At 67.3% G+C, this 22,857-nt stretch carries 22 protein-coding genes; 20 read left to right on the top strand and 2 right to left on the bottom strand.

Translation table 11 applies throughout. The features are described from left to right. The first annotated feature begins 13 nt into the window (after positions 1-13). On the top strand, positions 14-994 hold the full coding sequence (gene tilS / locus GO592_RS27675) for a tRNA lysidine(34) synthetase TilS (RefSeq protein WP_007301498.1): 981 nt from the start codon (positions 14-16) through the stop codon (positions 992-994). Between the two features lie 4 nt (positions 995-998). Next, positions 999-1,553, top strand: a complete 555-nt coding sequence (gene hpt, locus GO592_RS27670) for a hypoxanthine phosphoribosyltransferase (RefSeq protein WP_005244976.1) — start codon at positions 999-1,001, stop codon at positions 1,551-1,553. A 15-nt stretch (positions 1,554-1,568) separates the two neighbouring features. On the opposite strand, the gene GO592_RS27665 is transcribed toward hpt, so the two are convergent. Next, the gene (locus tag GO592_RS27665; protein ID WP_007301499.1) at positions 1,569-3,653 is read right to left on the bottom strand and encodes a serine/threonine-protein kinase; all 2,085 of its coding nucleotides are present in this window, start codon (positions 3,651-3,653) and stop codon (positions 1,569-1,571) included. 164 nt (positions 3,654-3,817) lie between these two features. Between GO592_RS27665 and GO592_RS27660 the strand changes: the two genes are divergently transcribed. From GO592_RS27660 to GO592_RS27575, 18 genes are all read left to right on the top strand, one after another. Then, on the top strand, positions 3,818-5,164 hold the full coding sequence (locus tag GO592_RS27660; RefSeq protein WP_007301500.1) for an amidase: 1,347 nt from the start codon (positions 3,818-3,820) through the stop codon (positions 5,162-5,164). 210 nt (positions 5,165-5,374) lie between these two features. After that, entirely contained in the window at positions 5,375-7,642 is a 2,268-nt protein-coding gene (gene ftsH / locus GO592_RS27655) for an ATP-dependent zinc metalloprotease FtsH (RefSeq protein ID WP_007301501.1), read from the top strand. A 60-nt stretch (positions 7,643-7,702) separates the two neighbouring features. Continuing rightward, positions 7,703-8,320: a GTP cyclohydrolase I FolE gene (folE, locus tag GO592_RS27650; RefSeq protein WP_025431746.1), complete on the top strand. Its 618-nt coding sequence runs from the start codon at positions 7,703-7,705 to the stop codon at positions 8,318-8,320. Beyond that, positions 8,317-9,174 carry a dihydropteroate synthase gene (folP, locus tag GO592_RS27645; RefSeq protein WP_007301502.1) on the top strand — a complete coding sequence of 286 codons (858 nt, stop codon included), beginning with the start codon at positions 8,317-8,319 and terminating at the stop codon, positions 9,172-9,174. Before folE ends, folP begins: the two co-directional genes overlap by 4 nt. Then, complete coding sequence (folB, locus tag GO592_RS27640; RefSeq protein WP_005262144.1) at positions 9,167-9,529, top strand: dihydroneopterin aldolase; 363 nt, start codon at positions 9,167-9,169, stop codon at positions 9,527-9,529. Before folP ends, folB begins: the two co-directional genes overlap by 8 nt. Next, positions 9,526-10,038: a 2-amino-4-hydroxy-6-hydroxymethyldihydropteridine diphosphokinase gene (gene folK / locus GO592_RS27635; protein WP_007301503.1), complete on the top strand. Its 513-nt coding sequence runs from the start codon at positions 9,526-9,528 to the stop codon at positions 10,036-10,038. The genes folB and folK overlap by 4 nt, the downstream gene beginning before the upstream one ends. A gap of 20 nt (positions 10,039-10,058) precedes the next feature. Continuing rightward, positions 10,059-10,526, top strand: coding sequence for a DUF3180 domain-containing protein (locus GO592_RS27630; protein WP_182624050.1), 468 nt, complete (start codon positions 10,059-10,061; stop codon positions 10,524-10,526). 70 nt (positions 10,527-10,596) lie between these two features. After that, positions 10,597-11,547 (top strand): DUF6779 domain-containing protein, encoded by a 951-nt coding sequence (locus tag GO592_RS27625; RefSeq protein ID WP_193385515.1) that lies wholly within the window; start codon positions 10,597-10,599, stop codon positions 11,545-11,547. Positions 11,548-11,694: 147 nt separating this feature from the next. Then, positions 11,695-12,621 (top strand): Rossmann-like and DUF2520 domain-containing protein, encoded by a 927-nt coding sequence (locus tag GO592_RS27620; protein WP_037242324.1) that lies wholly within the window; start codon positions 11,695-11,697, stop codon positions 12,619-12,621. A gap of 5 nt (positions 12,622-12,626) precedes the next feature. Next, complete coding sequence (gene panC / locus GO592_RS27615; RefSeq protein ID WP_007301506.1) at positions 12,627-13,562, top strand: pantoate--beta-alanine ligase; 936 nt, start codon at positions 12,627-12,629, stop codon at positions 13,560-13,562. An 18-nt stretch (positions 13,563-13,580) separates the two neighbouring features. Next, positions 13,581-14,027 carry an aspartate 1-decarboxylase gene (panD, locus tag GO592_RS27610; protein ID WP_005262154.1) on the top strand — a complete coding sequence of 149 codons (447 nt, stop codon included), beginning with the start codon at positions 13,581-13,583 and terminating at the stop codon, positions 14,025-14,027. Positions 14,028-14,030: 3 nt separating this feature from the next. Beyond that, complete coding sequence (locus GO592_RS27605) at positions 14,031-14,846, top strand: type III pantothenate kinase (RefSeq protein WP_005244962.1); 816 nt, start codon at positions 14,031-14,033, stop codon at positions 14,844-14,846. Between the two features lie 122 nt (positions 14,847-14,968). Next, positions 14,969-15,502 carry a cysteine dioxygenase gene (locus tag GO592_RS27600; RefSeq protein WP_005574778.1) on the top strand — a complete coding sequence of 178 codons (534 nt, stop codon included), beginning with the start codon at positions 14,969-14,971 and terminating at the stop codon, positions 15,500-15,502. Then, entirely contained in the window at positions 15,499-15,924 is a 426-nt protein-coding gene (locus GO592_RS27595; protein ID WP_007301507.1) for a rhodanese-like domain-containing protein, read from the top strand. Before GO592_RS27600 ends, GO592_RS27595 begins: the two co-directional genes overlap by 4 nt. Before the next feature lie 99 nt (positions 15,925-16,023). Further along, the gene (gene lysS / locus GO592_RS27590; protein WP_005262157.1) at positions 16,024-17,535 is read left to right on the top strand and encodes a lysine--tRNA ligase; all 1,512 of its coding nucleotides are present in this window, start codon (positions 16,024-16,026) and stop codon (positions 17,533-17,535) included. 138 nt (positions 17,536-17,673) lie between these two features. After that, positions 17,674-18,024 (top strand): histone-like nucleoid-structuring protein Lsr2, encoded by a 351-nt coding sequence (locus GO592_RS27585; RefSeq protein WP_005262159.1) that lies wholly within the window; start codon positions 17,674-17,676, stop codon positions 18,022-18,024. A gap of 100 nt (positions 18,025-18,124) precedes the next feature. Then, the gene (locus GO592_RS27580; protein WP_007301508.1) at positions 18,125-19,060 is read left to right on the top strand and encodes an esterase/lipase family protein; all 936 of its coding nucleotides are present in this window, start codon (positions 18,125-18,127) and stop codon (positions 19,058-19,060) included. A 603-nt stretch (positions 19,061-19,663) separates the two neighbouring features. After that, on the top strand, positions 19,664-22,201 hold the full coding sequence (locus GO592_RS27575) for an ATP-dependent Clp protease ATP-binding subunit (protein ID WP_005244954.1): 2,538 nt from the start codon (positions 19,664-19,666) through the stop codon (positions 22,199-22,201). Between the two features lie 69 nt (positions 22,202-22,270). Here GO592_RS27575 and GO592_RS27570 read toward each other — a convergent pair whose 3' ends face one another. Beyond that, positions 22,271-22,852, bottom strand: coding sequence for a TIGR03086 family metal-binding protein (locus GO592_RS27570; protein WP_007301509.1), 582 nt, complete (start codon positions 22,850-22,852; stop codon positions 22,271-22,273). Between the last annotated feature and the right edge of the window lie 5 nt (positions 22,853-22,857).

Below are 22,857 nucleotides of genomic sequence, written 5' to 3'. Positions count from 1 at the left end.
AAGGGCTGAGCCGGTGACGCTGCTTCCCGAGGAGCCGGCGATCCTCGAGGTTCGTCACGCCGTGCGGCGCTGGATCGCCGCGCACGCCCCGGACGGTGAGATCGCGGTCGCGTTGTCGGGTGGCGCCGACTCACTGGCGCTGACCGCGGCGGCCGTCGCGGAGGCGCGTTCGGTGCGTGCCCTCGTCGTCGATCATCGGCTGCAGCCGGGGTCGGCCGACGTGGCCGACGAGGCCGCGGCCCGTGCCCGAGCGCTCGGCTGCGCGTCCGCCGAGGTGCTCTCCGTCGATGTGACCGGGTCGGGCGGGCTCGAGGCGGCGGCCCGGCAGGCCCGTTACCGCGCCCTCGACTCGGCGCGCGGAACCCGCCCGGTGCTGCTGGGACACACCCTCGACGACCAGGCCGAAACAGTGTTGCTGGGGTTGTCGCGGGGTTCGGGTGGTCGATCCATCTGGGGGATGAGCCCGTACGACAGCCCGTGGGGTAGACCGCTGCTGGACGTGCGCCGCGCGGTGACCCGGCAGGCCTGCGTGGAACTGGGACTCAGCCCGCACGAGGATCCGCACAACGCCTCGCCCGACTTCGTGCGGGTGCGGCTGCGCACCGAGGTGCTCCCGCTGCTCGAGGACGTCCTGGGCGGCGGCGTCGCCGGGGCCCTCGCCCGCACCGGGGAACACCTGCGCGAGGAAGGGGCGGTCCTCGACGCGATGGCCGCCGAGACCGAAGCGAAAGTCGTGGTGGACGGCGAAATCGACGCGGCCGTGCTCGTTCTGTCGGCGCCACCCGTCCGCAGGCGGGTACTGCGCAGCTGGCTACTCGCGGCCGGTGCGCGCGGTCTCGGAGACACGCAACTGCGGGCCGTGGACGACCTCGTCGCACGGTGGCGGGGACAGGGACAGGTGGCGATCGGGGGCGGAACACCGGACGCGAGGTTGGTGGTCCGCCGACGACGTGGCAGGCTGAACGTCGGATTGGACGACCGACGAAGGGTTTGATCGCGTGTACGAAGGCGACATCGCATCGGTACTGATCTCCGAGGACGAGATTCGTCGACGTACCGTCGAACTGGCCGAGGAGATCGCCAAGCGCTACCCGGAGGGCGCCCCGGAAGGGGATCTGCTCCTGGTGGGTGTCCTCAAGGGCGCCATCTTCTTCATGACCGACTTCGCGCGGGCCCTCCCCATCCCCACCCAGATGGAGTTCATGGCCGTCAGCTCCTACGGGTCGTCCACGTCGTCCTCCGGCGTCGTGCGCATCCTCAAGGACCTCGACAAGGACATCGCCGGCCGGCACGTGCTGATCGTCGAGGACATCATCGACTCCGGTCTGACGCTGTCCTGGCTGATGCGCAACCTGTCGAGCCGCAACCCGGCGTCCCTCGAGGTCGTCACGCTGCTGCGCAAGCCCGACGCCATCAAGGTCGACGTCAACGTCGCGAACGTGGGCTTCGACATCCCCAACGAATTCGTCGTCGGGTACGGCCTCGACTACGCCGAGCGGTACCGCGACCTGCCGTACATCGGGACCCTCGAGCCTTCCGTCTACGGCGGCTGATCTCCGCGCTGCTCGTCAGCGGACGGGTTCGTGCGACACGGCGAGCTCCAGCGCCCGCAGGTCCTGCTCCAGCTGCCGGAACAGCCAGTACACGCCGACGAACGCGAAGATGCCGCCGACGCACAGGATGCGGACCGCGATGATCACCAGTGTGATCTCGTCGGGTGACAGGAACGTCACCCCGGCCACGCCGGCCAGCGGAACCGAAGCGGCCACCGCGAGATACAGCGTGCTCCGGCGGTCGAGGCCCCGCAGTTTGTGCGCGTCGGCGCTGCTGGCGATGTCCTGCGGCAGCAGGGTCGGGTAGATGCAGCGCACCGCGAAGAACGCGACCACGAAGAACGGGTACGCCACCGACACGGCACCGCACACGATCAGTGATGCGATGAAGTGCACGTACGCGCCCGGCGGAACGTTCCCCGCCGCGAGTTGCAGGGAAATCGGATAGGCGATGCCCGCGATGACCCACAACCCGAACACCACCAGCACGACGCGGTCGCCGAGCAGCAGGGTGTCGGTGCGGGCCCGGGCCAGTGTCTGGCGGTCGTACGTTTTCCCCTTGCGCAGACCACGCGGAACGAGCAGCGGATATCGGCACCAGTAGAGCAGCATGATCGCGCCCAGCGGGAACGCAATCGAATTGATCACCAATTGGATCGATTCGAACGAGTGCTGGGCCTCCGGCGTCAGATTGCTGATGATCAGCATCTTGTTGTGGTGGTAGTTGTAGGCGCCGGCGAGAGCGTTCGGCACCGCGATACCGATCACCAGAATCGGGAGCGCGAAGCGGCGCAGCCGCATGCGCCAACTGTTCGGCGGCGGATCGACGAGGTCGCGGGCCCTGGGATTCAGGCACAGGTCGAATTGCTGGGCCAGTTCGGCACCGGACGACCACCGGTCCTCCGGCTTCGGTGCCAGACACGTCAGGAGTACCCGTCGCAGCGACGGCGGGCAGTCGTAGGGCAACTGGTCGAGGAACTCCGGGTCGATGTCGCGGCTGCGGCGGTCCAGCATCGCTTCGAGTGCGACGAGCGACTCGCTCGACACGTCCTCGTCCTCGAACGGACGCCGCCCGCACATCAACTCCCACAACATCACGCCGAGCGCGAAGATGTCGCTGCGGGTGTCGAGGTCCGCCGCCGTCCCGGGCATACCGCGGTGACACGCCTCGAGTTGCTCGGGGGACATGTAGGCCAGGGACCCGCCGAAGTAGGCCAGCGGTGACGCGCCAGTGACGGTGTCGCTGAAACTGATGTTGAAATCGGCGAGCTTCGGCACCCCCTCCGCCGTGAGCAGGATGTTGGCGGGCTTGATGTCGCGGTGCAGGACGCCGCGCTTGCCGGCGTAGTCGAGGGCGTCCGCCAGTCGCCGCCCCAGCCACGCGATCGTCTCCGGCCAGGTCAGCGATGCGATCTCGTCCCGCACACTCGAGTCGGTGGGCCTGATCTCGCCCTTCTCCCGCATCTCCTCGTCGACCACTTCCAGCAGCAGGCTGCCCGTCCGGTCCTGTTCCGGGGTGACGCGTACGCGGCGCAGAACCCGCAGCAGGGTGCCGCCCGGCAGGTACTGCATGTAGAGAAGGCGCAGTTGGCGGTCCTCGAGCAACCGCTGGTCGAACACGCGCACGATGTAGTTGTGGTCGAGCTGGGCGAGGGTCTGCGGCTCGTTCCCCTTGTCGTGCGAGATCTTCACCGCGACGAGTCGCTGCATCGACCGCTGCCGTGCCAGGAACACGCGGCCGAACGCGCCGCTGCCCAGGCCCATCAGCAGATCGAAGTCGTCGACCTGCTGTCCGACCTCGACATCGTCGAGCGCCGCATTGCCCGGCGGCGTGGTGATGAGGGTGTCCGGCTGCCGGGCAGTCACGGTCGGACCGGCGGCCGCGGTTTGTTCGGCGGCCGCGGTTTGTTCGGCGGCGGCGGTCTGCTCGGCGGTCATGGTCCGTGCGGACATGGTTTGCTCAGCAACCACCGTCGACGGTCCGGCCGCGACTGTCGCTTCGCTGCTCTCGTGTTCGGAGTTCGTGACTCCGACGGTCCGTTCGGCAGAGTCCGATCCAGCGGCCGATCCGTCTCTGCCCGACCCGTTTCCTCTGGTCATTGCACATCGAGGGTTCTACTGGGCGGGTTCTCTGGGCACATCGAGGTTGTCTGGAGCGGTGTGAAGAGTCCCATCCAGGGACAAGCGAATGGTAACCCCGCAGACCTACTGTATCCAGCGCGAATACTCGAAACGACTGCTTCCCTGCACCATATACTCGGGTGATGGGGGACTCCCCGTTCACCTCAGCCGTCGTCGTCGCCGAGCAGGTTCGCTCGGGCGTCTCGAGCCCGATGGAGCATGTCGAGGCCGCGCTCGCGGCCATCGACGAGCGTGAACCGAAGATTCAGGCGTTCGTCACGGTCCTCGCCGAACAGGCCCGAGCCGACGCCCTCGCCCTCTCTCACCGGCCGGATCTGTCCACGCTTCCGCTGGCAGGAGTGCCGGTCGCGATCAAGGACGTCATTTCCGTGGCCGGACTGCCGATGCGCGAGGGATCGGGTGCGACCAGTGCCGAACCGAAGGTTTCCGATCACCCGGTCGTCGCGCGACTGCGGGCGGCGGGAGCGGTGGTCGTCGGCCTGACCACCCTCCCCGAACTGGCGGTGTGGGGAACCACCGACGCGCCCGGCCACATCACCCGCAATCCGTGGAATCCGTCGCGGACCTGCGGGGGTTCGTCCGGGGGAGCGGCCGCCGCCGTGGCCGCGGGGATGGTGCCCCTGGCCCACGGGACCGACGGTCTGGGGTCGATCCGCATCCCCTCGGCGAACTGCGGAGTGTTCGGTATCAAACCGGGCAGGGGAGTGGTGCCGTCCGAACTCGGCGCCACCTCGTGGTTCGGGATGGCCGAGAACGGGCCCATTGCCACGACCGTCGACGACGCCGCTCTCATGCTGTCCGTCCTCGCCGACCGGCCCGAACTCGCGCGGATCGGCGCGTCGGAACCACTGCGGATCGCGGTGGCGGCAGGGTCGCCGACATTCCTGGCCACGGTCGATCCGCAGTGGCGGGATGCGGCCGTGCGCGCGGGCAGGGAACTGACCGGCTCGGGCCATGACGTCGAGCCTGCGACGTTGCCGTACCCGGTCAACCTGCTTCCCGTTCTCGCCCGCTGGACCGCGGGAACGGCCGCCGACGCGAAGGGGCTCGATCTGCGGCTACTGCAGCCGCGGACCCGCAGGCACGTCGCGGTGGGGCGCGCGCTGGGCCGGTTCGTCCGCCCCGAGCAGGTGGGCAGGCTCGAAGATTCGCTGCGCGCATTCTTCGAGAACTACGACGTGGTGATCACACCTGCTCTCGCGCAGCCGCCGCTCGCGGCGACGACGTGGAGCGAGCGGTCGTGGCTGTCGAACATCGTGGCCAACGTGCGGTACGCCCCGCTCAGCGCGCTGTGGAATCTCGTCGGGTGGCCTGCGGCGAGTGTGCCCGTCGGCACGCACTCACACTCGGGCACACCGCTGGCCGTGCAGATCGCGGCACCGCCCGGAGGAGAGGCCAGGATCCTGGCCCTGGCCGCTCACATCGAACGGGTGGGCGGCGGCTGGCCGAGGGTCGCGCCCGCGCGGTGAACTCCCGCACATTCGGACCCGGATCGAGTCCGAGGGAACCGATGGGCAATCGCATGCGTTGAAAGAAAGAGACCGCTCCCAACGGCGGTTGGCTGCTACCTGGAGTCGCCGGGGTGCCTTCGCGGTAACCTGGTTTGTCCGGTTGGCAGCCGGAAGGCGCACCCGGAAGACCCGCACTCTCGAAAGGACCGGCCATCTCGGCCGACCTGTATGAACCGTAAGACTGTGTTTCGAAACCTGGCGATAGTTGCCGGCATCCTGCTGGTGATCTACGCCTTCAGCTACTTCGGCAACGACACGCGCGGATTCAAGGGTGTCGACACCTCCGTGGCGATCGCGCAGCTCGACGCGAACAACGTCGACAAGGCGCAGATCGACGACCGGGAGCAGCAGGTCCGCCTGTGGCTGAAGGACGGCAACGACGCGACCGACGGCAAGACCGAGATCCTCGCGAAGTATCCGGCGTCGGCGTCCGAGCAGATCTTCAACGAGATCTCCGACAAGGGCCTGCAGAGCTACAACACCACGGTCACGCAGGAGAGCTGGCTCACATCGATCCTGCTGTTCGTCCTGCCGATGGTGATCCTGCTCGGCATCTTCTTCTTCGTGATGAGCCGCATGCAGGGCGGTGGTCGCGGCGGCGTCATGGGCTTCGGCAAGTCGAAGGCCAAGCAGCTCAACAAGGACATGCCGAAGACCACGTTCGCCGACGTCGCGGGTGCGGACGAGGCCGTCGAAGAGCTGTACGAGATCAAGGACTTCCTGCAGAACCCGATGCGCTACCAGTCGCTGGGAGCGAAGATCCCGCGCGGTGTGCTGCTGTACGGGCCGCCCGGAACCGGTAAGACCCTCCTCGCCCGAGCGGTGGCAGGCGAGGCCGGTGTCCCGTTCTTCACGATCTCCGGTTCGGACTTCGTCGAGATGTTCGTCGGTGTGGGTGCGTCCCGTGTGCGCGACATGTTCGACCAGGCCAAGCAGAACAGCCCCTGCATCATCTTCGTCGACGAGATCGACGCCGTCGGACGCCAGCGTGGCGCGGGCCTCGGTGGCGGACACGACGAGCGCGAGCAGACCCTCAACCAGTTGCTGGTCGAGATGGACGGTTTCGGTGACCGCACCGGCGTCATCCTCATCGCCGCCACCAACCGCCCCGATATCCTGGACCCGGCGTTGCTGCGTCCGGGCCGCTTCGACCGGCAGATCCCGGTCGGCGCCCCCGACCTCGCCGGTCGTCGCGCCATCCTGAAGGTTCACTCGCAGGGCAAGCCGATCGACCAGCACGCCGACCTCGAGGGCCTGGCCAAGCGCACCGTCGGAATGTCGGGGGCCGATCTGGCCAACGTCATCAACGAGGCCGCGCTGCTCACCGCCCGCGAGAACGGCACCGTCATCACGGAGGCTGCGCTCGAGGAATCCGTCGACCGTGTCGTCGGCGGCCCGCGCCGCAAGAGCCGCATCATCAGCGAGCACGAGAAGAAGATCACCGCGTACCACGAGGGTGGACACACGCTCGCCGCGTGGGCGATGCCCGACATCGAGCCCGTCTACAAGGTCACCATCCTCGCCCGCGGCCGCACCGGCGGTCACGCGATGACGGTGCCCGAGGACGACAAGGGCCTGATGACGCGGTCCGAGATGATCGCTCGACTCGTCATGGCGATGGGTGGCCGCGCGGCCGAGGAACTCGTGTTCCACGAGCCGACCACCGGTGCGTCCTCCGACATCGACATGGCGACGAAGATCGCCCGGTCGATGGTCACCGAGTACGGCATGAGCGCCAAGCTGGGTGCGGTGCGGTACGGCCAGGAGGGCGGAGACCCGTTCCTGGGCCGATCGATGGGGCAGCAGTCCGACTACTCCCACGAGGTCGCACGCGAGATCGACGAAGAGGTCCGCAACCTCATCGAGGCCGCGCACACCGAGGCGTGGGCGATCCTCAACGAGTACCGCGACGTGCTGGACATCCTGGCCACCGAGCTGCTCGAACGTGAGACGCTCACCCGCAAGGATCTCGAGAAGATCTTCCACAGCGTCGAGAAGCGCCCGCGCATCACCGCGTTCAACGACTTCGGCCACCGGACCCCGTCCGACAAGCCGCCGGTCAAGACGCCGCGAGAACTCGCCGTCGAGCGCGGCGAGCCGTGGCCCCAGCAGCCCGAGCCGGTGTTCGCCCAGCAGCAGTCGCAGCAGGCTCCGCAGCAGCAGTACCCGCAGCCGGCACCCGCCAACGGCTACTCGCAGCCGGCACCGGCCAGGCCGCAGGGTGGGATGACGCAGCCGCGTCCGGACTACGGCGCCCCCGCGGGTTGGTCGGCTCCGGGCTGGCCGCCTCGCGATCCGGGCAACCAGAATCCGGAGGGCCAGTACTCCGGAAACCAGGGTCCGGGGAACCAGTGGAACCCACCGCACGAGCAGCGTGGCACCGGCGACGACGACGCGCAGACGAGGGCCTGGAAAGGACCGGACGGATCGAACTGATCCGCCCGACACTAGGCTGTTGCTTCGGGACGATCGGTCCCGGTACTGGAGGAGTTTCGGTTGTCGGTGAATCATCTCGGTAGTGAGCCCGTGGCACTCGAGACAGGCCGGGTGTTCGATCAGCCGCGTGCCGAAGCTGCGGTGCGCGAACTGCTGATCGCGATCGGTGAAAACCCGGACCGTCCCGGACTCCGGGATACGCCCGCCCGCGTGGCGCGGTCGTACCGCGAGGTCTTCGCGGGCCTCTACACCGACCCGGACACCGTGCTGAACACGACGTTCGACGAGGGGCACCAGGAGCTGGTGCTCGTTCGCGACATTCCGCTGTACTCCACGTGTGAGCACCATCTCGTGTCGTTCCACGGGGTCGCTCACGTCGGGTACATCCCCGGTAAGACGGGCAAGGTGACCGGCCTGTCGAAGCTGGCGCGCGTGGTCGACCTGTACGCCAAGCGTCCGCAGGTGCAGGAGCGTCTGACCAGCCAGATCGCCGACGCTGTCATGCGCAAGCTCGACCCGCGCGGTGCGATCGTGGTCATCGAGGCCGAGCACCTGTGCATGGCGATGCGGGGGATCCGCAAGCCTGGTGCGAGTACCACCACCTCCGCGGTGCGTGGTCTGCTCCAGTCCAGCGCGGCCTCACGTTCCGAGGCTCTGGACCTTATTCTGCGGAAGTGACCGTGATCGAGTTGCCCGCGCCAGGCCGAACCGTGGTGATGGGCGTCCTGAACGTCACCACCGATTCCTTTTCCGACGGCGGACGTTTCCTCGATCGTGACGCGGCGCTCGCGCGCGGTCTGGAACTGAAGCGTCTCGGCGTCGACATCGTCGACGTCGGCGGCGAGTCCACCCGGCCGGGCGCGGCGCGGGTCGATCCCGACGTCGAAGCCGGTCGCGTCGCACCTGTGATCGCGGACCTGGTGGGCGAGGGCATCTGCGTCAGCGTGGACACGATGCGGGCGTCGGTCGCGGAGGTCGCGATCGAGGCGGGTGCGTCGATCATCAACGACGTCGCCGGTGGCCGTGCGGATGCGGCGATGGCCTCGGTCGTCGCGGACGCCGGAGTGCCGTGGATTCTGATGCACTGGCGTTCGGCTGCCGACTACGTGCACCGCGGCACCGCCGACCATTACGAGGACGTGGTCCGTGAGGTCCGGGACGAACTGATGACCCAGGTCGACCTGGCCGTGAAGGCCGGGGTGGATCCGGGTTCCCTGGTGCTGGATCCGGGTCTCGGTTTCGCGAAGAACGCCGACCACAACTGGGCTCTGCTGAAGGCGCTGCCCGAGTTCAACGCGCTGGGATTCCCTGTCCTGATCGGCGCGTCCCGCAAGCGGTTCCTGGGTTCGCTGCTGGCGGATGCGGACGGGGAACCGCGCCCGCCCGCCGGCCGGGAGATCGCGACCGCCGTCGTCTCGGCGCTCGCCGCCACCCACGGAGCGTGGGGAGTGCGCGTGCACGACGCGCAGGGTTCCCTCGACGCCATCGCGGTCGCCGAGGCCTGGGCAAAGGGTGCAGTCGGACGTGAGTGATCGAATCGAGTTGCGCGGCTTGAAGGTTCGTGGCAATCACGGCGTCTTCGAACACGAGAAGCGGGACGGTCAGGACTTCTACGTCGATATCACCGTCTGGATGGACCTCGCCCCCGCCGCCGCATCGGACGACCTCGACGACACCCTCGACTACGGCGGACTGGCCGAGCGCGCGGCCGCGATCGTCGCGGGACCCTCACGGGACCTCATCGAGACCGTCGCCGCGGAGATCGCGGACGGGGTGATGACCGACCCTCGCGTCCGGCGCACCGAGGTGGTGTTGCACAAGCCGTCCGCGCCGATCCCGCTGACCTTCGCGGATGTCGCGGTGGTCGCGCACAGGTCGCGGCCATGAGTCGCGCGGTGTTGTCGATCGGGTCGAACGTCGGTGACAGCCTTGCCCATCTGCAGTCCGTTCTCGACGGTCTGGGTGGCGCGGTCGTGGCGGTCTCTCCGGTGTATTCGACGGCGCCGTGGGGCGGTGTCGAGCAGCAGGACTTCCTCAACGCGGTCCTCGTCGTCGACGATCCCGCTCTCGACGGTTACGGCTGGCTGCGGCGCGGGCAGGAACTGGAGGTTGCCGCCGACCGGGTGCGGATCGAGCGGTGGGGCCCGCGCACGCTCGACGTCGACGTCGTCACGTGCGACGACGTCCGCAGCGACGACCCGGAACTGACGTTGCCGCACCCGCGAGCGCACGAGCGTGCGTTCGTGCTGATTCCGTGGCTGGACGTCGAACCCGACGCCGTGCTGCCGGTCGACGGGACGACGACCCGGGTGGAGGCGCTGCTGCCACTTCTGGGCGACGAGGAACGCGCCGGTGTGCACCGGACGCAGCTCGTTCTGGACCGGCGGTCGCGATGAAGCCGGAACCGGCGGGCACGATGAAACCCACCCGGATCTGGGATCTGCTGTTCCTGGCCGCCCTCGCCGTCGCCGCCACCTGGATTCTGGTCCGTGTGTTCTACGGCTCGTTTCCGCCGATTCCCGTGTACGCCGGGGCGTCGCTGTATCCGGTCGCGCTGATCGAGGTCGTGCTCGCGTTCATGGTGCGATCCCGGGTCAGCAACCATCAGGTGGGCGACGGACCGCGTCAGCTGCACCCGATCACCGCCGCCCGGGTGGCGGCGCTCGCCAAGGCGTCCGCGCTCGTCGGTGCCGCGACGGCCGGGGTGTGGGGCGGCTTCTTGCTGTACCTGCTTCCGCAGCGTTCGGTGCTCCGGGCCGCGGGCTCGGACACTCCCGGCGCGTGGGTGGGCCTCGTCGCCGCACTGGCCCTCGTCGGCGCGGCACTATGGCTGGAACACTGCTGCCGCACCCCCGACGACCCCTCGGACGAGCCGGCGCATTGAGGACATGGAGGATCGCCGCAGGTCCGATGGAATGCGCGGTGCACCCTTCGCGGCCAAGTACCCTGGCACCATGACGAATCCTGGTCGCCTCAAGTCTGCGCGCCGCAACAAGCGCAGCGCGAGCCAGATGATCGTTGCGGGGTTGCTCGCCCTCGCGGTGATCGCGTCCCTCTTCCTGATCTTCAGCGACAGCGTCCAACTCCTGCGAGTGGGCCTGGTCGCCGCGCTGTGGGCTGCCACGGTCGGTGCCATCGCCATGACGAAGTACCGGCGCGAGTCGGCGCTCGACAAGGCGAAGGTCAACGACCTGCAGACCGTCTACGAGTTGCAGCTCGAGCGGGAGATCTCGGCACGGCGCGAATACGAGCTCACCGTCGAGAAGCGGGTGCGCAGCGAGGTGCGCGCCGACGCCGAAGAACTCGCCGCGCTGCGTGCCGAACTCTCGTCGCTCCGCAAGAACCTCGAGGCCCTGTTCGACGGCGCGATGCCGACCGAACGGATCGCGCTGCGGGCGGATTCGACTCGTGTGCAGGAACTCGCAGGCGGGTCGTACAGCAGCTATCAGCCTGCTGCGTCGGGCCTGTACATCCCGGGAGCAGGGCATGCCGCCGGGGCCGGGCATCAGAGCGGTTCCGCCCAGTCTTCTCACCACTTCGCGAATCCGGACGACGATCCGGTCACCGCCGAGACGTCCATCGTGGAACCCGCCTACGCCGGACACACCGAACCCGAGATCGAGGTCGAACCGGAACCGGAGCCCGAGCCGGTTGCCGAGACCCGGCCGGCACCCGAGCCGGAGCCTGTCGCCCCGGTCGAGCCCGAATCGGTCCCCGAGCCCGACTCAGAGGCAGAGGCAGAGGCAGAGCCCGAAGCGCGGCAGGGCCGCCGTCGGGCGCCCGAGGCCGACGAACCGTCGGGTGCGCACTCGAACGGGCTGTCCGTCGCCGAGATCATGGCCAACATGCAGTCGGCATCCGGGACCGGCCAGAGCACCGGCGGCCGGCGTCGCCGGGCCGAGTAAGGCCGGACGCGCCCGAGGATCAACCCGCATCGTGTGAGGCATATATCACTCTGCCGGCGCATGGCGGGGTGCGTTCGAGCCGGGCTATCCTCACCCTGGAACGTCTGGTACCCGCCGAGCGGGACTGGAACGAACGAGAGGACGAAGGTGACCTCTTTCGGGATCACTAATGGCCCTGCGCCTGCGAGGTTGACGGTAGGAATCGTCTCCGCCGGCCGGGTCGGTACAGCAATCGGTGCCGCGTTGGAGCGGGCAGGTCACGTCGTCGTCGCCTGCTCGGCTGTCTCCGACGCGTCACGTCACCGGGCACGGACCCGGCTCCCCGAGACCGAGATTCTGCCGGTGGCCGAGGTCGCGGCCCGCTCCGAACTGCTCATTCTCGCCGTCCCCGACGCCGAACTGCCGTCACTGATCGCGGGGCTGGCCTCCACCCGTGCGGTGCCGAGTCGCGCGATCGTGGCGCACACCTCCGGCGCGAACGGCATCGGGATCCTCGACCCCCTCACCGAGCAGGGCGTCGTTCCGCTCGCGATTCACCCCGCGATGACGTTCACCGGGCACGACGAGGACACCGTCCGTCTCGCGTCCGCCTGTTTCGGCATCACCGCCGCCGACGACATCGGTTACGCGATCGCACAGTCGCTGGTCCTCGAGATCGGCGGCGAGCCCGTCCGGGTCCGCGAGGACATGCGACCGCTGTACCACGCCGCTCTCGCGCACGGCAGCAACCACCTGGTGACGCTCGTCGTCGACGCCGTGGCCGCGCTGCGCGTCGCCCTCGAAGGCCAGGAACTGCTCGGCCAGGAGTTGATCGGCGACGATCCGAACGGCCTGGCCGAACGAGTCCTCCAACCGCTGCTCTCCGCGGCGCTCGACAACGCCCTGCGGCGCGGACCGTCGGCACTGACCGGGCCGGTCGCGCGGGGTGATTCGGAAGCGGTGGCCACGCATCTGCGGGTACTCGAAGAGGTCGATCCGCGGATCGCGGCCGGCTACCGTGCCCTGTCGCTGAGGTCGGCGCAACGCGCCGGCGCGACACCTGAACTGCTGGAAATCCTGGAAGACCGGAGGTGAGTTCTGTGAGCGATCTGCAGGGCGGATACAAGCGCGGCGAACTGACCGTGCACCACGACCCGAACGTGCTGACCCGGGTCTCGAAGGCGCTCCGCGGTGTCGGCCGCCAGGTCGCGCTCGTGCCGACGATGGGAGCCCTCCACACGGGTCACCTGGAACTGGTGCGGCAGGCCAAGCTCACCGGCGCGGTGGTGATCGTCTCGATCTTCGTCAACCCGTTGCAGTTCGGCGCCGGTGAAGACCTCGACGCCTACCCGCGCACCCTCGACGCCGATCTCGAACTGCTGCGCGAGGCCGGAGTCGAGCTGGCGTTCGTGCCCACCGCAGCCACCATGTACCCGGTAGGACCGCGGACCACGATCCATCCCGGACCGCTGGGTGCCGAGCTGGAGGGCGCGTCTCGGCCGACGCACTTCGCGGGCATGCTCACCGTCGTCGCCAAGCTGCTGCAGATCGCGGCGCCGAACGTCGCGTATTTCGGTGAGAAGGACTACCAGCAGCTGACGCTGATCCGGCAGATGGTGACCGACCTGAACTTCGATGTCCGAATCTTCGGCGTGCCCACGGTGCGTGAACACGACGGTCTGGCACTGTCCTCGCGCAACCGCTACCTCGACGAGGCGCAGCGCACCGCGGCGACGGCACTGTCCGCGGCGCTCATCGCCGGCGCCCACGCCGCGGCCGGTGGCGCCGAGGCGATCCTGGCCACCGCGCGCGAGGTGCTGGCCTCCGTCCCGGAGGTGGAGGTCGACTACCTCGAAGTGCGGGGCGTCGATCTCGGCCCCGCCCCCGAACGAGGCGACGGCCGGCTGCTCGTCGCCGCCAAGCTCGGAACCACCCGATTGATCGACAACGTCGGTGTCGCCGTCGGCACCGGTTTCCTCGAACGCGACGCCGAACCACCGTCGGGCGCGGCCACAGACGAACTTCTTTCCCGCTAGAAGAGTAAGGACCGGAACATGTTTCGCACCATGATGAAGTCGAAGATCCACCGCGCCACCGTCACTCACGCCGACCTGCACTACGTGGGCTCGGTGACGGTCGACCAGGATCTGATGGACGCCGCCGACCTTCTCGAGGGCGAGCAGGTGTGCATCGTCGACATCGACAACGGCGCGCGGCTCGAAACCTATGTGATCGCCGGCGAGCGGGGAAGTGGCGTCATCGGGATCAACGGTGCGGCAGCGCATCTGGTCAAGCCCGGCGACCTCGTCATCCTCATCGCCTACGGTGTCATGAACGAGCAGGAGGTGCGCGACTACGAGCCGCGCGTCGTGTTTGTCGACGCCGCCAACTCGCCGATCGAGCTCGGTGCCGACCCGGCGCACGCGCCGGAGGGCTCCGGTCTCATCACCCCGCGCATGCTGTCGACGCTCGACGCCGAGCGCGAATCCAGTTTGGTGTAACCCATGCTCCTCACCGTCGACGTCCGGAACACGAACATCGTTCTCGGACTGTTCACCGGTACCGGTGAACACTCGAAGTTGGTGCAGGACTGGCGGATGCGCACCGACGCGAGGATGACGGCCGACGAGCTGGCCCTCATCTTCCGGGGGCTCCTCGGCGCGCACACCGATCAGATCACCGGTGTGTCCGCGCTGTCGACGGTGCCGTCGGTGCTGCGGGAGATCCGCGTGATGCTGACGCGGTACTGGGGGCACGTCCCGCACGTGCTGGTGGAACCCGGGGTGCGAACCGGTGTTCCGCTGCTCGTCGACAACCCCAAGGAGGTGGGCGCCGACCGGATCGTGAACAGTCTTGCGGCGCATCACCTCTACGACGCACCGTGCATCGTGGTCGACTTCGGGACGTCCACGTGCGTCGACGTCGTGTCCGCCAAGGGCGAGTTCCTCGGCGGCGCCATCGCGCCGGGCCTCGAGATCTCCTCGGACGCACTCGCGTCGCAGTCGGCGGCTCTGCGCAAGGTCGAACTGGTGCGTCCCCGCTCCGTCGTCGGCAAGAACACCGTCGAGTGCATGCAGTCGGGTGCGGTGTTCGGTTTCGCCGGGCTCGTCGACGGGCTGGTCCGCCGCGTGCGCAAGGAACTGCCCGCCTTCTCCGGTTCCGACGTGGTGGTGATCGCGACCGGTGACCGCGCGCCGCTGATCATGCCCGAGACGGAAACCGTCGACGAGCACGAACCGGATCTCACGCTCGAAGGGCTGCGCCTGGTCTACGAGCGGAATCAGGCTCGCCGAGGGGCGCGTCGCAGCCCGCTCGAGTGACGGGTTCCCTCTTCGCGGAAGTTATGTCAGAATGGTCCCCGTGAATCTCTGCACGAGTGCTCAGGAGTGTTGTCGAGGCTGAACGCCGCCTTGACCAATTCACACTTCTGGGAGTCTCTCTCGTGCTCGCAACGTATTCTTCTGCATCTGTACCCACCCGTCTTCGCCCGGCTGACCTGCTGCGCATCACCGACCAGGGTGCTTCCGAGGTCCTCGACGGCCGCCACGACGTCCTGCTCCCGCAGAGCTGGCCCACCCACGAGCGCTGGTCGACCCGGCTCTACTCGGACGACGACGTCGACGTCTGGCTGATCAGCTGGGTTCCCGACCTGAACACCGAATTGCACGACCACGCAGGCTCTTTCGGCGCGCTCACCGTTCTCAGCGGCGCGTTGTCCGAGTTCCGTTGGGCGGGTGACCGTCTGCGTCACCGCACTCTCGAGGCAGGCGATCAGGCCTCGTTCCCGCTCGGCTGGGTCCACGACGTCGTGCGGGCGCCGGACGCACCCGGGGCGGAGGTGGTGACGCCGACGCTGAGCGTGCACGCCTACTCGCCGCCGCTATCGGCCATGTCCTATTACGAGGTCACCGACCACGGCACGCTGCGCCGTACCCGGACCGAGCTCACCGATCTCCCCGAGGGTGGTTCGAAGTGAACATCGACCAGATGCTCGAAGAGGCCCGCACCCAGATCGACCGCATGTACGCATTCGAGCTGCCCGAGGCCGTGGCGCGCGGCGCGATCGTGGTGGACATCCGCCCGCAGGCGCAGCGAGCGATCGAGGGAACGCTTCCCGGTGCGCTCGCGATCGAACGCAACGTTCTCGAGTGGCGTTGCGATCCCACCAGCTCGGCGCACCTGGCGCTGGCAGTGGACCACGACGTCGAGTGGATCATCGTCTGCTCCGAGGGCTACACGTCGAGTCTCGCCGCGGCGGCGCTGCAGCAGCTGGGTCTGCACAAGGCGACCGATCTCGTCGGCGGGTACAAGGCGATCAAGGCGGCGGGACTGCTGGGCTCGCTCATCGCCACGCAGCACTGCGTGCGGGAGCTGGCCACCGTCTCGGCTCACGCATGACACTGACGGCGAGCCGTCGCATGACACTGACGGCGAGCCGTCGGTTGACGCTGACCTCGAAATAGGGGCACGGTCGGCTGTCGATTAGGCTGGTGACCCGTGAGTGAAGTAGCAGCCCAGCCAGTCGACGACACCCCCGAGCAGCTTCGGATCCGCCAGGAGAAGCGTGAGCGCATCCTCGCGGAGGGACGCGAGGCCTACCCGGTGTCGGTGGCGCGCACCCACTCGCTGGCGGAGATCCGGGCCAAGTACCCGGAACTCGAGCCCGACACGGCCACCGGTGACCAGGTCGGCGTCGTCGGCCGGGTGATCTTCGTGCGCAACACGGGCAAGTTGTGCTTCGCGACGCTGCAGGAAGGCGACGGCACCCAGCTGCAGGCGATGATCAGTCTCGCCGCGGTCGGGGAGGACGCTCTGGCCTCGTGGAAGGCCGATGTCGACCTCGGTGACTTCGTGTTCGTGCACGGTGAGGTGATCAGTTCGCGTCGCGGTGAGCTGAGCGTCATGGCCGATTCGTGGCAGATCGCGTCCAAGTCGCTCCGGCCGCTGCCGGTAGCGCACAAGGAGATGAACGAGGAGTCGCGGGTCCGGCAGCGCTACGCCGATCTGATCGTGCGCTCCGAGGCGCGGGAGAATGCGCGTAAGCGGGTGGCTGTCGTCCGTGAGCTCCGGAACGCGCTCGAGCGTCGCGGGTTCCTCGAGGTCGAGACGCCGATGCTGCAGACGGTGGCGGGTGGCGCGGCGGCCCGTCCCTTCATCACGCGTTCCAATGCCCTCGATATCGATCTCTACCTCCGTATCGCGCCCGAACTGTTCCTGAAGCGGTGCGTCGTCGGCGGTATCGAGAAGGTCTTCGAGATCAACCGGAATTTCCGCAACGAGGGTGTCGACTCGACGCACTCGCCGGAATTCGCGATGCTCGAGACGTACGAGGCGTACGGCACGTACGACGATTCCGCCGTCATGATCCGCGAACTCGTCCAGGAAGTGGCGCAGGCCGCTTTCGGTTCGCAGGTCGTCACTCTCGCCGACGGCACCGAATACGACTTCAGTGGTGAATGGAAGACCCTCGAGATGTACCCGTCGCTGTCGCAGGCGATCGGTGTCGAGGTCACTCCGTATAGCACCGTCGAGGAATTACTGGCGCTCGCCGAGAAGGTAGGCCTGGAGGTCCCCAAGGACAAGGGGTACGGGCACGGAAAGCTCGTCGAGGAACTGTGGGAGCACCAGTGTGGCGACCAGTTGTTCGAGCCGACGTTCGTCCGTGATTTCCCGGTCGAGACGTCGCCGCTGACTCGTGACCACCGCAGCAAGGCCGGGGTGACCGAGAAGTGGGACCTCTACATCCGCGGGTTCGAGTTGGCCACGGGCTATTCGGAATTGGTCGATCCGGTCATCCAGCGTGAGCGGTTCGTCGATCAGGCGCGTCTCGCGTCGGCCGGCGACGACGAGGCGATGGCCCTCGACGAAGAATTCCTCGCCGCAATGGAGCAGGGAATGCCGCCGACTACCGGTACCGGAATGGGAATCGACCGTCTGCTCATGGCTTTGACGGGATTGGGAATCCGCGAAACAATCCTCTTTCCCATTGTTCGTCCTTCTACTCGCTGATTCACCAGGGTGAATTCGCGCGGATAAATTCGATCCATTCCTCGTATTCCGAATCGGAAGAACAGGGGTATGGTTACCTCCGGGTCGTAGCTCACGTTGACGATGAGACGTCGCTTCATTCGAGAGGAATTTCATCCCATGGCTAAGAAGGTCACTGTCACCCTGATCGACGATGTCGATCAGGAGGCGTCTGCCGACGAGACGGTCGAGTTCGGACTCGACGGTGTTCAGTACGAGATCGACCTTTCCTCGGAGAATGCGGCGAAATTGCGCGAGCAGCTCGACGTGTGGGTTTCCCACGCGCGCAAGGTGAGCTCGCGCAAGCGCGGCAAGACCGTGGCGGCTCCGGCCGCCACCAAGTCCCGAGTTTCGGTCGATCGGGAACAGAGCGCCGCTATCCGGGAATGGGCGCGCAAGAACAACAAAAAGGTTTCTGCGCGCGGGCGTATCTCCGCGGAAATTATCGACGCCTACAACAAGGCGAACTGAAAGTTAGCTGGGGACCGAATTCGCTGATTCGCTCCGCGACGTGACCTGGACTGTTACCGTCCCGCACTGATCCGTTAATCGGGAAGTTCGGGGGGTAGCTGTGCGGCGCTGCGTGACCGTTTCAGGGATTCTGTTCCTGGCGTTCGTGATGTGGTCCGGGGTGGCGTCCGCAGCGCCGACCTATCCGGTGCCGGATTCCTTCCTCGCCGGAGTGCCCCTCGAATTGGGAAATCCGGGCGGTTCGGCCCCGGGTTCGAACGACTGGTCCTGCGTGCCGAGTGACGCGCATCCCGAACCGGTGGTCCTCGTCCACGGGACGGGAGGCGCGCGCCAGACCAACTGGGCGGTGTACGCACCGCTTCTCGCCAACGAGGGCTACTGCGTGTATTCCCTCACCTACGGCAACTTCCCCGAACTGCCGTGGCCGCTCGATGCGATCGGCGGGATGACTCCCATCGACACCGGTACCGCTCAGATCGCCACGTTCGTCGATCAGGTGCTGTCGAGCACGGGGGCCTCGAAAGTCGATCTCGTCGGACATTCACAGGGCACCCTGCAGGCGAACAACTACGTGAAGTTCTTCGGCGGCGCAGACAAGGTCTCGAAGATCGTGTCACTGGCACCGCCGTGGCACGGAACGTACGGCAACGATCAGATCAGCGTCGGGCGGTCCATGCGGGCGCTCGGCATCGACGACGAGGTGGCGGCGGGTTTCCCCGTCTGTGGGGCCTGCCTCGAGATGTTCCAGGGGTCCGCGTTCATCGACCGCATGCGGGCGGACGGGGTCTACGTCCCCGGCATCGAGTACACGAACATCGCCACCCGCTACGACGAACTGGTCGTCCCGTACACGAGCGGCATCGAGGCGGGCCCGAACACCACGAACATCGTCGTCCAGGACGGTTGCGAGCAGGACTACTCCGACCACGTCGCCGTCGCCGGTTCGGCACGGGCCGCCGGATTCGTGCTGAACGCGCTGGATCCCGCCCACCCGCGCGACGTGCCGTGCCGTTTCGTCACCCCGGTCGCGGGGTAGCCCTTTCCCGCCTCGTCGCCGGTTACCGGGGGGTCTTGAGCAACCCGCTGGGTATCGCGGCCGACGCCGGAGGAAAGGTATGGGTGGCGAACTCACAGCTCATCGACATACCCTGTCCGGACACGCAGGTCTCGCTTCCTTCGGGGAACGGGTCGCGAACTTCGCGGGCAAGAGGTTGTCGCATTTCTGCGACACCACGGTCACGACGTACCCGCAGGGTCCCGTCCAGGTACGTCTGGATGGTGAACAACTGGAAAGAAGTGTCCATTCGAGCCAGTCCCGGCGGCTACGAAATGGTGGTCCACATCGGCATCGCGGAGCCTGTTCGCTCCAGGCGTACAGCGAACGGGAAACTATTGCCGGAGCTGGGGCGTTAAATACGGGTAAGCAGGCCTGCTCGTCCATCTAAAGGGGTGGAGGGGCAGCAGGTCGATCGGCAGCCAACTAGAGTAATAGCTGGGGTCGTGGAACCTTCGTCGGTTCGGGGCTTCGGCCCTCGGAGCAGGCGCTGGCGATCTGCTTGTAGTGCCGGAGCGAAACGCGGCGAACAGGGACGAGACACCCGGTCTCGTGACTGCACGTCGGAAAGTGTGAGGGAGAGCGATGTTCGAGAGGTTCACCGATCGCGCACGGCGCGTTGTTGTCCTGGCTCAAGAAGAAGCCAGGATGCTCAACCACAACTACATCGGTACGGAGCACATCCTGCTCGGCCTCATTCACGAGGGCGAAGGTGTCGCTGCCAAGTCGCTGGAGTCGTTGGGCATCTCCCTCGAAGGAGTGCGCAGCCAGGTCGAGGAGATCATCGGCCAGGGCCAGCAGGCCCCGTCCGGCCACATCCCCTTCACCCCGCGTGCCAAAAAAGTCCTGGAGCTCAGCCTGCGCGAGGCACTGCAGCTCGGACACAACTACATCGGTACGGAGCACATCCTGCTCGGCCTCATCCGCGAGGGTGAAGGCGTCGCAGCGCAGGTGCTGGTCAAGCTCGGTGCCGACCTCAACCGGGTGCGTCAGCAGGTGATCCAGCTGCTCTCCGGCTACCAGGGCAAGGAGCCGGCCGAGGCCGGCGGCACTCGCGGCGAGGCGGGCACCCCGTCCACGTCGCTGGTGCTCGACCAGTTCGGTCGCAACCTCACCCAGGCCGCCCTCGAAGGCAAGCTCGACCCCGTCATCGGCCGCTCGAAGGAAATCGAGCGCGTCATGCAGGTGCTGTCGCGCCGTACCAAGAACAACCCGGTGCTGATCGGCGAGCCCGGTGTCGGTAAGACCGCCGTCGTCGAGGGTCTCGCTCAGGCCATCGTCAACGGCGAGGTCCCCGAGACGCTCAAGGACAAGCAGCTGTACACGCTCGACCTCGGGTCGCTCGTGGCCGGCAGCCGTTACCGCGGTGACTTCGAAGAGCGCCTGAAGAAGGTCCTCAAGGAGATCAACACCCGCGGCGACATCATCCTGTTCATCGACGAGCTGCACACCCTCGTGGGTGCAGGCGCGGCCGAGGGCGCCATCGACGCGGCCTCGATCCTCAAGCCGAAGCTCGCCCGCGGTGAGCTGCAGACCATCGGTGCCACCACCCTCGACGAGTACCGCAAGTACATCGAGAAGGATGCCGCACTCGAGCGCCGCTTCCAGCCGGTGCAGGTCGGCGAGCCGACGGTGGAACACACCATCGAGATCCTCAAGGGTCTTCGCGACCGTTACGAGGCGCACCACCGCGTGTCCATCACGGACGGTGCACTCGTCGCCGCGGCCACCCTGGCCGATCGCTACATCAACGACCGCTTCCTGCCGGACAAGGCCATCGACCTCATCGACGAGGCCGGAGCCCGGATGCGCATCCGCCGGATGACCGCACCGCCGGACCTCCGCGAGTTCGACGACAAGATCGCCGACGCCCGCCGTGAGAAGGAGTCCGCGATCGATGCGCAGGACTTCGAGAAGGCCGCGAACCTGCGCGACAAGGAGAAGACCCTCGTCGCTCAGCGTGCGGAGCGGGAGAAGCAGTGGCGTTCCGGTGACCTGGACGTCATCGCCGAGGTCGACGACGAGCAGATCGCCGAGGTCCTGGGTAACTGGACCGGTATCCCCGTGTTCAAGCTCACCGAGGAGGAGACCACGCGTCTGCTCCGCATGGAGGAGGAGCTGCACAAGCGGATCATCGGTCAGGAAGACGCGGTCAAGGCTGTCGCCAAGGCCATCCGTCGTACCCGTGCCGGCCTGAAGGACCCGAAGCGTCCGTCCGGTTCGTTCATCTTCGCCGGCCCGTCCGGTGTCGGTAAGACCGAGCTGGCCAAGTCGCTCGCCAACTTCCTGTTCGGTGAGGACGACGCTCTCATCCAGATCGACATGGGTGAGTTCCACGACCGCTTCACCGCGTCGCGGCTGTTCGGTGCCCCTCCCGGCTACGTCGGCTACGAAGAGGGCGGCCAGCTCACCGAGAAGGTGCGCCGCAAGCCGTTCAGCGTGGTGCTGTTCGACGAGATCGAGAAGGCACACCAGGAGATCTACAACACGCTCCTGCAGGTGCTCGAAGACGGCCGTCTCACCGACGGTCAGGGCCGGACCGTGGACTTCAAGAACACGGTGCTCATCTTCACCTCGAACCTCGGTACCTCGGACATCTCCAAGGCTGTGGGTCTCGGCTTCACGTCCGGTAAGGGCGACGAGTCGAACTACGAGCGGATGAAGCTCAAGGTCCACGACGAGCTGAAGAAGCACTTCCGTCCCGAGTTCCTCAACCGCATCGACGACATCGTCGTCTTCCACCAGCTCACCACCGAGCAGATCGTTCAGATGGTGGACCTGATGGTGGCACGCGTCGAGGTGGCCTTGAAGAACAAGGACATGACGATGGAGGTCACCGACAAGGCCAAGTCGCTGCTGGCCAAGCGTGGCTTCGATCCGGTCCTGGGTGCGCGGCCGCTGCGTCGCACCATCCAGCGCGAGATCGAGGACCAGCTGTCGGAGAAGATTCTCTTCGGCGAGGTCGGCCCCGGTCAGATCGTGTACGTCGACGTCGAGAACTGGGACGGCGAAGGCGCGGGCGAGGATGCGAAGTTCACGTTCCGCGGCGAGACGAAGCCGGTCACGGTCCCCGACGAGGTTCCGGTCGACCTGGCCAAGTCGGGCGCAGCCGACTCGGAGTAGACAGGCAGTAGTCGAACGACAACGGGCCGCCGGTGGTTTTCCACCGGCGGCCCGTTCGTGTGCGCGGGGTCAGATGCTCTTGCGTCCCGACCAGTTGGCGAGGCGCTCGGTGGGACCGGCGGTGGGGTGCGGCTCGACCACGTCCGCGAACGGCACGTGCCCGCCGCGCGTCTCCGCCGGGATCGCGTGCCGTGCGACGGCGAGCATGGCCTCGGCGAGTTCCGGGCGGGTTTCGGAGGGTTGGCTGGTGGCGACGGCCAGGTCCCATCCGTGCACGAGGGTCTCGTTGATGTAGCCCCAGATGGCGGCACGGCCGGGGACCGTGCCCCACGGCGCCGTCACCGTCGCGTCGAGCCGGCTGTCGTCGGTCCAGACGGGCCACATGCGATCCGTGGCGGACCGGTAGGCGTCCGCGTAGCCGTCGCCGGGGTAGTCGGTGACGACGAGCGGAACGGTGCTCGGGTCACCGCCCTCACCGATCACGCGCGCACGCTCCACGGTGGCGACCAGGTGGCCGAGCAGGGTGCGGACGTCGAAGTCGGCGCACGGAGTGGATGCCGTCAGCTGGTCCTCGCGGACTTTCTCGATGAGGCCGGTCGTCCAGGTAAGGGCTTCGCGGTACAGGGGCCGGGGATCTGTCGTGTTCGTCATGAGGC

The sequence above is a fragment of the Rhodococcus sp. 21391 genome (assembly GCF_016772255.1).
GTDB classification, from domain to species: domain Bacteria; phylum Actinomycetota; class Actinomycetes; order Mycobacteriales; family Mycobacteriaceae; genus Rhodococcus_F; species Rhodococcus_F opacus.
Note: the sequence above shows the minus strand (reverse complement) of the source record. Positions and strands in the feature narration are given on the sequence as shown.